Origin of the sequence: Anaerorhabdus sp., from assembly GCF_036641015.1 — a bacterium.
In the GTDB taxonomy this organism is placed as follows: domain Bacteria; phylum Bacillota_I; class Bacilli_A; order Erysipelotrichales; family Erysipelotrichaceae; genus Anaerorhabdus.
Genome location: NZ_JAVWFO010000011.1, coordinates 1 through 15688, shown reverse-complemented (window position 1 = coordinate 15688; position 15688 = coordinate 1). Strand labels below are relative to the sequence as shown.

Annotated in this window: 15 protein-coding genes; all 15 read left to right on the top strand. The window is 31.5% G+C overall.

Annotation, left to right across the window (positions count from 1 at the left end; genetic code table 11):
* Positions 1-56 precede the first annotated feature (56 nt).
* Entirely contained in the window at positions 57-374 is a 318-nt protein-coding gene (locus RR430_RS02945) for a PTS sugar transporter subunit IIB (protein WP_332488445.1), read from the top strand.
* A gap of 13 nt (positions 375-387) precedes the next feature.
* Positions 388-1602 (top strand): PTS sugar transporter subunit IIC, encoded by a 1215-nt coding sequence (locus RR430_RS02940; RefSeq protein ID WP_332488444.1) that lies wholly within the window; start codon positions 388-390, stop codon positions 1600-1602.
* 50 nt (positions 1603-1652) lie between these two features.
* Positions 1653-1997: a PTS lactose/cellobiose transporter subunit IIA gene (locus tag RR430_RS02935; protein ID WP_332488443.1), complete on the top strand. Its 345-nt coding sequence runs from the start codon at positions 1653-1655 to the stop codon at positions 1995-1997.
* Positions 1990-3423 carry a glycoside hydrolase family 1 protein gene (locus RR430_RS02930; protein ID WP_332488442.1) on the top strand — a complete coding sequence of 478 codons (1434 nt, stop codon included), beginning with the start codon at positions 1990-1992 and terminating at the stop codon, positions 3421-3423. The genes RR430_RS02935 and RR430_RS02930 overlap by 8 nt, the downstream gene beginning before the upstream one ends.
* Positions 3401-4000, top strand: a complete 600-nt coding sequence (locus RR430_RS02925) for a YczE/YyaS/YitT family protein (protein ID WP_332488441.1) — start codon at positions 3401-3403, stop codon at positions 3998-4000. The genes RR430_RS02930 and RR430_RS02925 overlap by 23 nt, the downstream gene beginning before the upstream one ends.
* A gap of 148 nt (positions 4001-4148) precedes the next feature.
* Positions 4149-5687: an ATP-binding cassette domain-containing protein gene (locus RR430_RS02920; protein WP_332508611.1), complete on the top strand. Its 1539-nt coding sequence runs from the start codon at positions 4149-4151 to the stop codon at positions 5685-5687.
* A gap of 137 nt (positions 5688-5824) precedes the next feature.
* Positions 5825-6091, top strand: a complete 267-nt coding sequence (rpsO, locus tag RR430_RS02915) for a 30S ribosomal protein S15 (protein WP_332488437.1) — start codon at positions 5825-5827, stop codon at positions 6089-6091.
* Positions 6092-6253: 162 nt separating this feature from the next.
* Positions 6254-7756 (top strand): catalase, encoded by a 1503-nt coding sequence (locus RR430_RS02910; RefSeq protein ID WP_332488436.1) that lies wholly within the window; start codon positions 6254-6256, stop codon positions 7754-7756.
* Between the two features lie 79 nt (positions 7757-7835).
* Positions 7836-8222: a Fur family transcriptional regulator gene (locus RR430_RS02905; RefSeq protein ID WP_332488434.1), complete on the top strand. Its 387-nt coding sequence runs from the start codon at positions 7836-7838 to the stop codon at positions 8220-8222.
* A gap of 98 nt (positions 8223-8320) precedes the next feature.
* The gene (locus tag RR430_RS02900) at positions 8321-8914 is read left to right on the top strand and encodes a TetR/AcrR family transcriptional regulator (RefSeq protein ID WP_332488433.1); all 594 of its coding nucleotides are present in this window, start codon (positions 8321-8323) and stop codon (positions 8912-8914) included.
* Positions 8915-8921: 7 nt separating this feature from the next.
* Entirely contained in the window at positions 8922-9623 is a 702-nt protein-coding gene (locus RR430_RS02895) for an ABC transporter ATP-binding protein (RefSeq protein WP_332488432.1), read from the top strand.
* A gap of 1 nt (position 9624) precedes the next feature.
* Positions 9625-12945: an FtsX-like permease family protein gene (locus tag RR430_RS02890; protein ID WP_332488431.1), complete on the top strand. Its 3321-nt coding sequence runs from the start codon at positions 9625-9627 to the stop codon at positions 12943-12945.
* The gene (locus RR430_RS02885) at positions 12945-13205 is read left to right on the top strand and encodes a GIY-YIG nuclease family protein (protein WP_442878274.1); all 261 of its coding nucleotides are present in this window, start codon (positions 12945-12947) and stop codon (positions 13203-13205) included. Before RR430_RS02890 ends, RR430_RS02885 begins: the two co-directional genes overlap by 1 nt.
* Positions 13206-13236: 31 nt before the next feature.
* Positions 13237-13620, top strand: coding sequence for a desulfoferrodoxin family protein (locus tag RR430_RS02880; protein ID WP_332488430.1), 384 nt, complete (start codon positions 13237-13239; stop codon positions 13618-13620).
* Positions 13621-13854: 234 nt separating this feature from the next.
* The coding region (gene pnp / locus RR430_RS02875) for a polyribonucleotide nucleotidyltransferase (protein ID WP_332508610.1) at positions 13855-15688 on the top strand (1834 nt) is incomplete at its 3' end.

Genomic DNA, 15688 nt, shown 5'->3' with positions numbered 1-15688 from the left:
GAGTTCAATATATAAAATAGTTAAAGTAAAAGTGTAAACAGAAGAAAGGAGATAATATGATTAAAATTCTATTAGCATGTGGAACAGGGGCTTCTTCTGGTTTTGTTGCTCAAAGTATGAGAAAAGCAGCTAAAGCAAAAGGAATAGAAGTCTCAATTAAAGCGACAAGCGATACCGAGATACAAGAATATGCTTCAGATATTGATGTTTTATTGATTGGTCCACATTTAAAGCATCGGTTTGTTGAAATACAAGAATCTGTTAAGCAATTTCCTGTAAAAGCAATGCTTATTAATGCTGAACATTATGCCATTTTAAATGGTGAAGCAGTCTTAGAAGAAGTATTAAAAGAAGTATTAAAAGAAGTTCAATAATAAGGGGGAAAATATGAAAAAATTTATGGATTGGATGAGTGAAAAGGTTGCTCCAGTTATGCAAAAAATTGCAAACAACCCTTGGATCTCAGGTTTACAAAAAGCAATTATTAAAACATTACCAATGGTATTGGTTGGTTCATTAGTTACTATCTATAATGTAATTAGAAAGTTTGCAACTACTATTCCAGATTTATCAGCTATTAGTTCTTACACATTTGGTTTAATTTCAATATTTATGGTATTTTTAATTCCATATTATATTCTTGAAGAGAAAAAAAATCATAAAATGAAATTTATTGCAGGATGTACAGGTATTTCGCTATATATGATTTTAGTTAATCCAACAATTGTTGAAGGTGGTTACTTGTATAACTTCTCTAACTTTGGAGCGGGTGGTATGTTCGTTGCAATTACTGCAGGATTATTCACTGCGTTAGTATTTAGTTTATTCAAAAAATTGACATTCTTCAAAGAAGATAGTGTAATGCCAGATTTTGTTAAAGAGTGGTTTGATTCAATGTTACCGATCGCTACAGTAGTAATTATTGGTTGGTTTGTAGTTATTCAATGTGGCTTTGATATGTATACATTTATTGTCAATTTATTTACTCCACTAATGGGTATTGCTCAGTCATATCCAGGGATGGTTCTATTGTATTTAATACCAACGATGTTGTATTCTATGGGTATTAGTGGATGGGTATTTCAACCTATACTTAATCCAGTTACTTTAGTTGCTATTACAGCAAATGCGGAAGCAGCGGCAAGTTATGTGTTTACTGCAGAAACAACTACAGCCTTCTTAAGTTTGGGTGGACGTGGTGCAACTTTAGGATTAGTGTTGTTACTTATTTTCTCAAAATCAAAACGTTTAAAAGCACTAGGAACTGCCACAGTTGTACCAAGTGTATTAAATATAAATGAGCCAGTCGTGTTTGGTGCTATTGCATGGAACCCATTATTAATGATTCCTATGTGGATTAATGCGGTTGTTTTACCAACAATTACTTATGTTGTTATGAATCTAGGTTTAGCAACAATACCAGCTGAAGTGTTCTCAATGTGGTATTGCCCAGTTGGAATTTCCGCGTGGTTAGTTACTCATGATATAACAGGAATTGTTTTAGTTGTAGTTAACTTCCTTGTTTCGTTAGCTATTTGGTATCCATTCTTTAAAATGTATGAAGCACAAGAGGTTAAAAAGGAAATAGAACAGGCAAAATAAACTGTAAAGAAAGGAGAACTCCTTTCTTTACTCTATGAAAAGAGGTAAGTATGGAAGAAAATAAAGAAATTGAATTAGTAGCAATGCAAATGATTTTGCATGCAGGGAATGCGCGTGATAATGTAACTAAAGCTTTGAGTTTTATTGGAGAATATAAATTTACTGACGCTCAAAATGAATTAGATATCGCTCAAGAAGAAATGAGATTAGCTCATAAAGCTCAAACAAATATTGTCCAAGATGAAGCTAGAGGAATTACCTATGGCTATTCAGTACTTTTTTCTCATGCGCAGGATACATTAATGACAATTTATTCAGAACTCAATATTGCTAAACAATTACATAAGATGTTTGAAAAATTAGATACTAGATTAAAGAAGGTTGAGCATGAATAAAGATCACGGATTTCCAGAAAATTTCATGTGGGGTGGCGCAATTGCTGCGAATCAAGCAGAGGGAGCTTTTAATGAAGATGGCAAAGGACTATGTATAGCTGATTTACATGCATTCATAGATAAAGAAAATCGTGATGATCGTAAAGAGGATTCTACTATAGATAACACAGTTGAATCTCTTAAAATAAATGAGAATTATTATTATCCAAAACAAAATGGAATAGATTTCTACCATACATATAAAGAAGATATTAAGTTATTCAAAGAATTGGGATTAAAATGTTTCAGAACATCTATAAATTGGTCAAGGATTTATCCAAACGGTGATGATGATAAGCCAAATGAAGCTGGATTATTGTTTTATGATGATTTGATAAGAGAATTGATTCTTAATGATATTGAACCAATAATTACAATTTCACACTATGAATTACCACTTAATCTAGTTGTTAAGTATGGAGGCTGGAAATCTAGGAAATTAATTGATTATTTTGAAAAATACTGTGATACACTTTTTGAAAGATATCATGAGCAAGTAAAATATTGGATTGTATTCAATCAAATTAATTTGGTAACATTTAATTCTTTAGGTATTCCTGTGGACTATATGGATAACGAATTACAAACTACCTTCCAAGGTATTCATCATCAATTGGTAGCACAAGCAATTGCTAAAAAAGTATCATTGAAGTATAGTAATAAACTAATGATTGGGATAATGCTAAGTGATAAAATTGCTTACTCTGCAACATGTAAGCCAGAAGATGTTTTATTTAATACAAGAAAAAATCAAATGCAATACTTTTTTTCAGATGTGGCATTAAGAGGAATTTACCCTGGGTATGCATATCGGTATTTTGAAGACCAAAACATTCATTTCGAGATAAGTAATGAAGATTTGGAACTGTTGAAAAAATATAAGATGGATTATCTATCATTTAGTTACTATTATACAAAAATAAATGATTTTACAAAGAATGGATGGGGTGCAACAGATAAATCTAAAAATCCGTATTTGAAGGAAAGTGAATGGGGATGGGAAATTGATCCTCTAGGATTAAGGAATTGTCTAAATGTATATTATGATAGATATCAATGTCCGCTAATGATTACAGAAAACGGACTCGGTGCGAAAGATGTTTTAATTAACAATAAAGTTCATGATCAATATAGGATTGATTATCTAGGACAGCATTTTTTTCAAATGAAAGAAGCTATTAATGATGGTGTTAACTTAATTGGATATTGTTTATGGTCACCAATTGATATTATAAGTTGTTCTTCAGCAGAAATGAAAAAAAGATATGGTGTGATATATGTTGACCAAGATGATTTAGGAAAAGGTACAAAACAAAGAATTAAAAAAGATAGTTTTTACTGGTATAAAGAAGTGATTAATACAAATGGAAAATCTCTTGAAAAATAAATATTTAAACTATTTTATTGCAATTATATCAATTGGAATTGGTGTAAACATGTTTTTGTTATCAGGACTGGGATCCGATCCTCTAACGGTTTTGCAAGAAGGAATTCATATAGTATTAAATATAACGGTAGGACAAGCATCGCTTGTGTATAACATATTTGTTTTATTTTTTGTATTCATATTTAGTCGTAAAGAATTAAAAGTGGGTACATTGTTGTATTGTGTATTAATTAGTGTTTGTATTGATTTTATCGCTGTAATAATTCCGACTAATATAACACTCTTATTCAAGTTTATTTATTTGATAATTGGAGAAGTTTGTATTGCATATGGATTTTCAAAACTAATTCAATGTGAAATAGGAATGAATGCATTGGATATTGTGATAATAAGAATATCTGTACTAATCCACATTAAATACTCATATATTCGAATTTTCATAGATGCACTGTTCGTATTAATAGGGTGGTTTTTAGGTGGCCAGTTAGGATTTGGAACTGTAGTTTCTGTTGTATGCACAGGATATCTTATTGAATTTTTTTTAACAAATAATAACTTAAATAAATATATATATTGAACTGTGAACATTTATTCACAGTTTTATTGTATTTATTACTTATTAACGCTATAATCAACTAAGCGAGGTGATAGCATGTATTATATACAAAAATAAGAAAAATTAAATTGTGCTTATTTTTGTAAACCTTCATTTAGGAGGTGATTTCATGCTTGAACTAAAGAATTTAACAATCACTACTCATAAGAATAGAGTATTACTAAAGAATTTTAGTTTTGTGTTAAATAATAATGATAAAATTGCGATAATTGGAGAAGAAGGAAATGGTAAAAGTACCTTGCTTCAGGCTATCGTGGATATTAACTTAGTAAAAGATTATGTAAATGTCGAAGGTCATATAAACAAAAATAATGCACGATGTGGATATTTAACACAATCCATGGATTCAATATGGAATGATAGCGATTTTTTTGAGTACTTAATTAAAGAAAATCCAGATGATGAAATAAGTATTGAACAATACAATCAAATGACAAAATTGACGCAATGCTTAACAGAGGTTGATTTGGATATTAATTATTTAATAGATACAAAATTAATTAAAACATGTAGTGGTGGTGAAAAAGTCAAACTACAACTTGCAAAACTATTGTATCAAAATCCTGATTTCTTATTACTGGATGAACCAACAAATGATTTGGATTTAAAAACATTAATTTGGCTAGAAGAGTTTATTAAGAATCAACGCAGACCAATCTTATTTATTTCTCATGATGAAACGTTATTAGAAAACTGTGCAAATGGAATTATTCATATTGAGCAATTAAAACGCAAGACAGAGAGTTTCTGGGCAGTAGAACATATCGGATATAAGGATTATTGCGAAAAAAGAAATTATAATATTGAACGTACAAATCGAATCGCTTCAAAAGAAAAAGCTGAATATAATAAACAATTAGAACGCTATCGTAAATTATATCAACGTGTTGATCATGAGTTAAACTCAATATCAAGGCAAAATCCACATGGAGGACAATTACTTAAAAAGAAAATGAAGAGTGTTAAGTCTTTGGGTAAACGATTAGATAATAGAGAATTGGTAAAAAAAGTAGAACCTGAGGAAGCTATTGAGTTATTCTTTGATGATGTTAGAATTCATAAGAATAAAATCATTTTAGATTATCATTTAGATGAATTGGTAATGAATGATAGAATATTGTGTAAGGATATTAATCTTTATATCAAAGGTGATGAACATATTGTTATCATTGGTCAAAATGGTGCAGGAAAAACAACGTTGATTAAGAAATTGATGGAAGAATTAAAAAGTCGAAGTGATATCAAAGTAGGGTATTGTCCACAAAATTATGGGGAATTATTACCAATGAAAGAAACACCAGTTAATTTTCTGTTAAATGACCTTGAATATACAATGAAATCAAAAGTGCAAACTTATTTAGGATCGCTAAAATTCACTGCTGAAGAAATGGAACATTCTATGGAAAATCTTAGTTATGGACAACGTTGCAAGATTTTACTAGTATATTTGGTGATTCATCAATTCGATGTGCTAATTCTAGATGAGCCTACTCGGAATATGAGTGCTTTATCCACACCAGTATTAAGAAAAATATTCAGTGATTATAAAGGATGTATCATAAGTATTTCACATGATCGTAAATTTATTGATGAGGTATGCGATATTGTTTATGAAATGAAAGATAAAAAATTAATAAAACTTACTTAAATTAGTGTGAAAGTATCCGTTAATACTTGCGTATAATAAGGTTTCATGTTATATTAATAAAGCTTTTGTACTGGGATACTTGACTCCTCGTCGATATTCTCGGTTCATTAGGTCAGTGATATTAGGAGGACTATAAAATGTTAAGTAAAACTGAAAAGACTCAAATTATGAAAGATTTTGCTCGTTTCGAAGGAGACACAGGATCAGTTGAAGTACAAGTTGCTGTATTAACTGCACAAATCAACAGATTAACTGAACACTTAAAAGAACATAAGAAAGACTATCATTCAACTCGTGGACTTATGAAAATGGTTGGACGTAGAAAAAATTTCTTAGGTTACTTACGTGAAAATGATGTTAACCGTTACCGTGAATTAGTACAACGTTTAGGATTAAGAAAATAATCAATTTAAGAAGCCATTGGCTTCTTTTTTTTTTGTAAGTTTTGATAAGTTTCTCTAAGGAAGACATATTATGAACGTGAAAGAGCATATCACTTGTAAATGATATTGAATATCGATAAACTAATAATACAAGATATCAATAAGATATCTAAAGGAGAAAATATGTCAGATCATAAAAAATTAACAAATGAAGTAGGTGCACCAGTAAGTGATAACAACCACTCATTAACAGCAGGTGAAAGAGGGCCAGTATTACTGCAAGACAATTGGTTAATTGAGAAATTGGCGCACTTTGATCGTGAGGTAATACCCGAAAGAAGAATGCATGCAAAAGGCAGTGGAGCTTTCGGAGTATTTAAAACGACTCAAGATGTTTCAAAGTATACAAAGGCTAAAATATTTGAACAAAATAAAGAAACACCGCTATTTGTCCGTTTCTCAACTGTTGCGGGTGAAAGAGGAGCTGCTGATGCAGAACGTGATATTCGTGGATTTGCGATTAAATTCTACACAGAAGAAGGTAATTGGGATTTAGTGGGTAATAATACTCCGGTTTTCTTCCTAAGAGATGCCTTAAATTTTCCAGATTTAAATAGAGCTGTTAAGCGTGATCCTCGAACAAACATGCGATCTGCGCAAAATAATTGGGATTTTTGGACACTGTTACCAGAAGCATTCCATCAAATTACAATCACAATGTCAGATCGAGGAATCCCGTATAGTTATCGCCATATGCATGGATTTGGAAGTCATACCTATAGTCTATTGGATGAAAACAATAATCGTGTATGGGTTAAATTTCATTTTAAAACTCAACAAGGAATTAAAAACTTGACTGATGAGGAAGCTGCGAAAATTGTAGCAAATGATCGCGAAAGTCATCAACGTGATTTATATGAAAGTATTGAAAAAGGAGATTATCCAAAATGGACTTTATATTTCCAAATCATGAGTGAAGAACAAGCGAATAATCATAAGGAAAATCCGTTTGATATTACAAAAGTATGGAGTCAAAAAGAATATCCGTTAATTGAGGTTGGTGTACTAGAATTGAATCGTAATCCTGAAAATTACTTTGCGGATGTTGAACAAGCAGCGTTTAGTCCTTCTCATCTTGTTCCAGGTATTGGCTTATCGCCAGATAAACTTTTACAAGGTCGTTTATTCGCTTATGGTGATACCCAACGTTATCGTTTAGGTGTTAATCATGATCAAATTCCTGTAAATAAAGCACATGTTGAAGTTCATAGTTCACATCGTGATGGTAGTATGAGAGTAGATGGTAATTATGGTTCTACTGCAGCATATCACCCAAATAGTATGGGCGTTTGGAGCGAGCAACCATCTGTGCGCGAACCAGGGTTAAGTACTCAAGGAGATGTATACCATTATGATCCAAAGAGTGATTTAACAGATGATTGTTTTCATCAAGGTGGAGATTTATACCGTTTAATGGATGAAGAACAAAAACAAGTATTAATCGAAAATACTAAAAACAATATCATGTCAGTTACTGAAAATATTAAGTATCGTCATGCAGTGCATTGTTATTTAGCGGATATAGATTATGGAACAAGATTTACTAGTGCTTGTAACTTGGATTTGGCGAGAGTTATTGAATTATCAAAGCTATCTAACCAAGAATTAATTCAAGCTACTTGTTAAGAGTTCACATTACTTGAAAGAAATAGTACTTCTCGATATGATACTAATATAGTAATAGTCGAAATCGAGGTGACACACTATGAAAGAAGTTAGGAATACCAATCAAAAAGACATAATAAAGAAAGTTATTATGGAAAATAAAGATCATTTAACAGGTGATCAAATATATGAATTAGTTAGAGTACATATGCCTTCAATTAGTCGGGCTACAGTTTTTAGAAATCTCAAAAGATTAGTAGAATTAGGTGAAATAGGGCATATAGAAGTTAGTGATGGAGCAGATTGCTTTGATTACCGAAAACATGATCATTATCATTTTAAATGTAATCAATGTCATCGTGTTTTTGATACTGAGATTCCGTATGATAAAACATTAGATAATTTGAATTCAGACTTTACAGTTGATTATCATATGACTTTATTTTATGGTACATGTCCTGAATGTTTAGAAAAGCATAAATCATAAGCAGATGAATTATTAAATCATCTGCTTTTTTATGTATAAAACCAATTGACAAATAATGAACATAGGTTTACTATTTATTAGTGAACGGAGGTTTACTAATGGCACAAGTACTAAAAGAAGAAGTTAGAAACAGTATTTTAAGGGCTGCTGATGCTGAAATTATGACTAATGGTATTCAAAGTATCCAAATGCGTCGTATAGCTGAGGGAGCAAATATGACAGTTGGAAATTTATACCGTTATTATGAAGATAAAGAGGCACTAATAAACGCAATTATTAAACCAGCGCTTCATGATTTAGACGAATTGTTAAAGCGTGTAAGTAATTCTCAAATTTCTCTATTAAAAGCATCATCAACTTTAAATATGGATGAGGTGTATGTAAATCTAGAAATTTGCGCAATGGGTTTAGCTGATATTTTTAATTCTCACAAAAGCGCAATGCTTTTAATATCTAGCACAGATGAACTTAAGCAATTTTCAATTTGGATTAAACAAGTGCTTTTAACTGGATTAAGATATAAAGAAACAGAACTTGATGAAATTGATTTAGATTTCTTATGTACATTAATATCTACTTCAGTAGTGAAGGGTATGCAAGAATGTTTTAGAATTGCGTTAAATGATCCTGAGAAAGCTAAGAATTTAGATAAAGTTATTCTTAAGTATTTACAAATAGTATTATGGAAATGAGGAAAATATGAGTTATATTGAATTTAAAGATGTAAAAAAAATATATCATGTGGGAGAAGTAGATATCGAAGCACTTGCAGGTGTTGATTTTTCTATTAATAAAGGAGAATTTGTAATTGTTGCAGGAGCCTCAGGAGCAGGGAAAAGTACAATATTAAACATTCTTGGTGGCATGGATACTTGTACTAGTGGTGAAATTATTGTAGATGGCAGTCGTGTAGACATGATGAGTGAAAAACAACTTACTGATTATCGTCGCTATGATATAGGGTTTGTTTTCCAATTCTATAATTTAGTGCAAAACTTAACAGCAATAGAAAATGTAGAATTAGCAACGCAAATTTGTAAAGATCCGCTAGATGTAAATTTAACAGTTGAACAAGTAGGGTTAAAAGATCGTAAAGATAATTTTCCATCGCAATTATCTGGTGGTGAACAACAACGTGTAGCCATTGCACGAGCTTTAGCAAAAAATCCTAAACTTTTATTATGCGATGAGCCTACAGGAGCACTTGATTACAATACAGGTAAGCAAGTTTTAAAATTATTACAAGATACATGTCGTGAACATGGAATGACTGTTGTAATAATTACTCATAACCTAGCATTATGTCCAATGGGGGATAAAGTTATTAAAGTAAAAAACGGAAAAATTTCTTCAATTGAAGTGAATGAAAATCCTGTTAATGTAGAAACGATTGAATGGTAATATGTCAAAGAATTTAATTAAAGATACATTGCGTACAATCAAACAGACACTTGCAAAGTTTATTACTTTATTTGCAATTGTAGCTTTAGGGGTTGCTTTCTTTGTGGGTATATCGGCATCTGCTCCAATCATGGCAAGAAGTGTTGATAAGTACGATGATGAGAATTCGTTTATGGATTTACAGATATATTCTACTTTTGGTTTTGAAGATGATGATATAAAGGCAATTTCTAAAATTGAAGGTGTTGATAAGGTAGTTGGTAATAAATTTGTTGATGTAATTGGTAAATATGAAGATATGGATTTAGTAATTCGTATTGAATCATATAATGAAAATCGAGAAATTAATGATTTTGTCTTAAAAGAAGGTCGCTTACCAGAAAATGAAAATGAAGCTTTAGCAGAAGCAGGTGGTAATTTATTTAGGGCACTTCCTTTAGGGACAACTGTCCAAATATCAAGACCTGAAGGTGATTTAGATGATTCATTGGATGTTAAAGAATTAACAATTGTAGGGTTAATTGATACTCCTGCTTATTTGAATGGAAAAAAATCTAATAGTACATTGAATAATCGTTCAATATCTACTTATATGTATGTGCCTGAATCTACATTCAATACTGATTTCTATGCATCAGTTTTAGTTACTGTAGATGGTGCAAAAGAATTGAATAGTTTTAGTGATGAATACATAGAATTTGTAACTCCAGTAGAAGAAGAAATCGAAACACTAGCAAATACTCAAGCTAAAATAAGAAGAGATCGTATTTATAATGAAGCAATAGATAAATACAATGATGGATTAAAAGAGTATGAAGATGGTAAAAAAGAATTTGATGAAGAAATTGCAAAAGCTGAAAAGAAAATAAATGACGCTAAGCAAGATATAATTGATGGTGAAAAGGAAATCGCTGATAATGAAGCGAAACTTGAAACAGAAAGTGCTCAAGCGTTAACTGATTTAGATAACGCTCAATTAGAATTAGAGAAAGGTTTAGTTGAATGGAAAACACAAAAAGCTAAATTTGATGATGAAACTAAGCCTGCATTACTTACTCAAAGAAGTGGTATATTAGCGCAACTAGCTACATTTGGAATCACTGATGTAAATTCTTTAAATACAAAGATTTCGCAAATCGAAGTTAGTATAAATACTCTTAATCAATTAATTGCGAGTAATGAATCAAGAATTGCAGAAATTGAAGTTTTGTTACAAACAGAATCAGATATTGATAAAATTAATACTTTGAATCAAGAGAAAAATTTAATAGATAATACATTAAATAATCCAACGAATGGATTGAAAGTACAAGTTGCAAAAGCTAGTGCAGCATTACCAAATTTGATACAGGCACGCGATGGTATTAATCAAATTGATGCTGGTATCGCTAGTGGGGAAGCACAATTAAATGGTGCTCATGCGAAAATACAAGAAGGATTTAACCAAGTATGGGCAGGAAGACTTGAACTTGAAGAGACAGTCAAGGATGCTCAACAAAAAATCAAAGATGGAAAAAAAGATTTAGCTGACGGTAAGGTTGAACTTGCAGATGCTGAAAAAGAATTTGCTGAAGAAAAAGAAAAAGGACAAAAAGAATTAGATGATGGATGGGCAGATTTAGTTAAAGCTAAAGATGACATTGATAGTATTGGGAATGCTGAATGGACAGTGTTAAATCGAGATTCTAATTATTCGTCAAAAACATTTAAAGATACTATCGGACAAATGAGATCAATTGCTGCTGTATTCCCTGTGTTTTTCTTTCTTGTTGCAGCTCTTGTTTGCTTGACTACAATGACACGTATGGTTGATGAACAACGTGGTCAAATAGGAGTGCTAAGAGCATTAGGATATGGAAAACTTGCGTGTGCTTCTAAATATTTAATATACGCTGTTTTGGCAACAATCCTTGGTGGTGTTGTTGGTACAATAGCAGGGTTATTGTTATTCCCAGGAGTTGTTTATACAGCATGGGGTATGATGTATGTATTACCTAAAATCCAATTGTTTATTCCATGGGATTTAGTGATACTTTCTAATGGTTTGTTTATCTCTGTAATGGTTTTAACTACTTGGTTTGCATGTCGTCAGTCAATGAATGAGGTGCCTAGTCAATTATTAAGACCTAAGTCTCCACCAATGGGTAAAAAGATTATTCTAGAGCGTATTCCGTTTATTTGGAGTAGATTCTCATTTACATCAAAAGTTACAGCTAGAAATATTATTCGTTATAAAAAACGTTTCTTTATGACAGTTATAGGAATTGCAGGTTGTACCGCATTATTAGTTGCAGGATTTGGTATTAAGGATTCTATATCAACAATTGTTACTAAACAATTTGATGATATTTATAAATATGATGGTGCGGTAGTTTTGGATGATGAGTTAGTACCATCGCAAATTAATCTAATTGAAACACAAATTGCTGATATGATAGAGGTAGAAGACACAATACAAATAACAAGTTATCAATCTGAAGTCAAAGCAAATAATAAAGATGAAGTCGCAATAATTTATGTATATCAAAACGATGATGAAATGAAATTAATGAATGACGTTAAACATCGAAGGGATAATAAAGCAGTAGTACTAACAGATGATAGTGTGATTATCAGTGAAAAACTTTCGGAATTATTGAATTTAAATATTGGTGATACAATACAAATAGAAAGCAAAAATGAAATTGTTAAAGATTTTGTGATTAGTGATATTTGTGAAATGTATGTGAATCATAATATTTTCATGAGTGCTAAAGCATATGAAGATACGTTTGGAATCAAACCAATTACTAATGTAATACAAGTGGTACAACAACAAGATTCAAATGATTTTTTACAAAAAATTACATCAATTGATGGTGTAGAAGCTGTAGAGTTCTATGGTGCACTTGTGGATAATTTTAATAGTATGATTAATGGATTAAATATAGTTGTAGTGGTATTGATTGTTTGTGCAGGTTTATTAGCGTTTGTCGTATTGAGTAATTTGACAAATGTAAATATAAGCGAACGACAAAGAGAAATTGCTACACTTAAAGTACTTGGATTTAATCGTAAAGAAGTGAACATGTATATTTATAAAGAAAATTTAATTCTTACATTTATTGGTTCACTTGCAGGTTTAGTTTTAGGTATAGTGTTACATAAGTTTATTATTCTTATGGTTGAAATGGATTATTTAATGTTCGGTAGAGATGTTAGTGTATTTAGTTTATTCTTATCGGTGCTTATCACGATGTTCTTTGCGTTAGTTGTAAATTTCTTTATGACATTTAAATTAAGAAAAATTCAAATGGTTGAATCCCTTAAGAGTGTTGAATAGTGAATTATGTTTATATACTAGAATGTGGTGATGGATCACTTTACACAGGGTGGACTAATGATCTTAAACATCGTATTAAAATGCATGAAGAGGGTAGTGGTGCAAAATACACTAGGGCACATTTACCGGTTAAGTTAGTTTACTTTGAAAAGTTTGAAGATAAAAGTGAAGCTCTTAAAAGAGAATATGCAATAAAACAACTAACAAGAAATGAAAAATTGATGATAGTTAGTGCAAATCACTTGAAAAATGATGAGTAAATCGAGATAATACAATCGAGGAGGGAATTTTATGAAAAAAGAACTAAAATTCTATATTTGTGAACACTGCCATAATGTTATTGTAAAACTTTCAGATTCAGGTGTGCCTGTAGTATGTTGTGGTGAAGAAATGAAGGAATTAAAACCTAATACAATTGAAGCTTCTGTTGAAAAACATTTACCTGTAATTAACCGTAAGGATAATAATAAGATTGAAGTACGTGTAGGAAGCGTTGATCATCCAATGGAAGAAAAACATTACATTGAATGGATTTTATTAGAAACTGAAGTTGGATATCGTATTCAACATTTAGCACCAGGAGAACACAATTATGTAGAATTCTTAAATGATGAGAAAGTAATTGCGGTTTATGCATATTGCAATCTGCATGGTTTGTGGAAAACGTCAGTATAATTACATTATGTTAAGGTGATTTTGATATTGGACTTAGAGTTATCAAATCAAAATAAAAAGATAATAAAAATGTTACTTTATGACAGTCTATTGATAAAATAGACTGTTTTTCTTAGGTTATTTGATGATTTGCATTTTTTCTTAATCTTTAAAATACCTATTCCTTTTGAGGTAAATGTGCTAAAATAAATAGGTTAATATAGAGAAGAAGAGAAAAGAAGAAGAGGTAAGTAAATGTCTAAAGAAATCTTTAGTATGGATTTCTGCGGTAGAAATTTAACCGTAGAAACAGGCGAAATCGCCAAACAGGCTGGAGGGTCTGTCATTGTTCGTTATGAGGATACAGTAGTGTTATCGGCTGCAACAGCTAATCACACACCAAAAGATACTGATTTTTTCCCATTAACAGTAACATTTGAAGAAAAATTATATTCAGTAGGTAAGATTCCAGGGGGATTCTTACGTAGAGAAGGAAGACCAAGTGAACATGCGACTTTAACATCTCGTATGATTGACCGTCCAATCCGTCCATTATTCCCTGAAGGATTCAGAAACGAAGTACAAGTTGTTAATACAGTATTATCTGTAGATCAAGATTGTTCAGCAGATATGGCTGCAATGTTTGGTGCTTCTTGTGCATTATGTGTATCTGATGTTCCATTCAATGGTCCTATTGCAGGTGTAATCGTTGGTCGTATTGATGGCGAATATATTATTAATCCAACAGTTGAACAACTTGAGCAATCCGATATTCATTTAACTGTTGCAGGTACAAAAGATGCAATTAACATGGTTGAAGCTAGTGCTAAAATTGTTTCTGAAGAAGCAATGCTAGGGGCATTATTATTCGGTCATGATCATATTAAAATGTTATGTGCATTCCAAGAAGAAATTCTTGCGAAAGTAGCTAAAGAAAAAATGGAAATTTCATTATATGAAATTGCTCCTGAAATTAAAGAATACATTGATGCAAATGGTAAACAACGTTTAGAAGAAGCAGTTTCAATTAAATTAAAGCTTGAGCGTTATGGCAAGATTGATGAAATAACTGATGAAATGGCTGCAGCTTTTGAAGCAAAAGAATATGCAACTGATAAAGAAAAAGAAAAAACAGTTAAACAAGCGAAAGAATATTGTACTGAAATCGTAGCGAATGAAGTACGTCGTTTGATCTCAGTTGAAAAAGTTCGTCCAGATGGTCGTAAACTTGATGAGATTCGTCCATTAAATAGTCAAATTGATCTATTACCAAGAGTTCATGGCTCAGCATTATTTACTCGTGGTGAAACACAAGTATTATCTGTAACTACATTAGGTGCTTTAGGTGATAATCAAATCATTGATGATTTAACAGAAGTTGAAGAAAAACGTTTCATGCATCACTATAATTTCCCTCCTTATTCAGTAGGTGAAACAGGACGTATGGGTAACCCTGGACGTCGTGAAATTGGGCATGGTGCATTAGGTGAAAAAGCTTTAGCGCAAGTATTACCAAGTGTTGAAGAATTCCCATATGCTATTCGTACGGTTGCAGAAGTTCTAGAATCTAATGGTTCAAGTTCACAAGCAAGTATTTGTGCTGGTTCAATGTCATTAATGGCTGCAGGTGTTCCTATTAAGGCTCCAGTTGCAGGTGTTGCAATGGGTTTAATTACATTTGGTGATCATTATTCAATTCTAACTGATATCCAAGGTATGGAAGATCATTATGGCGACATGGACTTTAAAGTAGCTGGTACTACTGAAGGTATTACTGCTTTACAAATGGATATTAAAATTGATGGTATCAATAAACAAATTTTACAAGAAGCTCTTGAACAAGCTCGTGTTGGACGTTTACAAATCATGGAAAACATGTTGGAAGCAATCAATACTCCAAGAGAAGATGTATCTAAATATGCTCCAAAACTTGTATCAATGACAATTCCTACAGATAAGATTCGTGATGTAATTGGTACTGGTGGTAAGATGATTAACCAAATCATTGCAGAATGTAATGATGTTAAGGTTGATATTGAAGATGATGGACGTTGTGTAATTTATCACTTTGATAGAGAAATGCTAAACA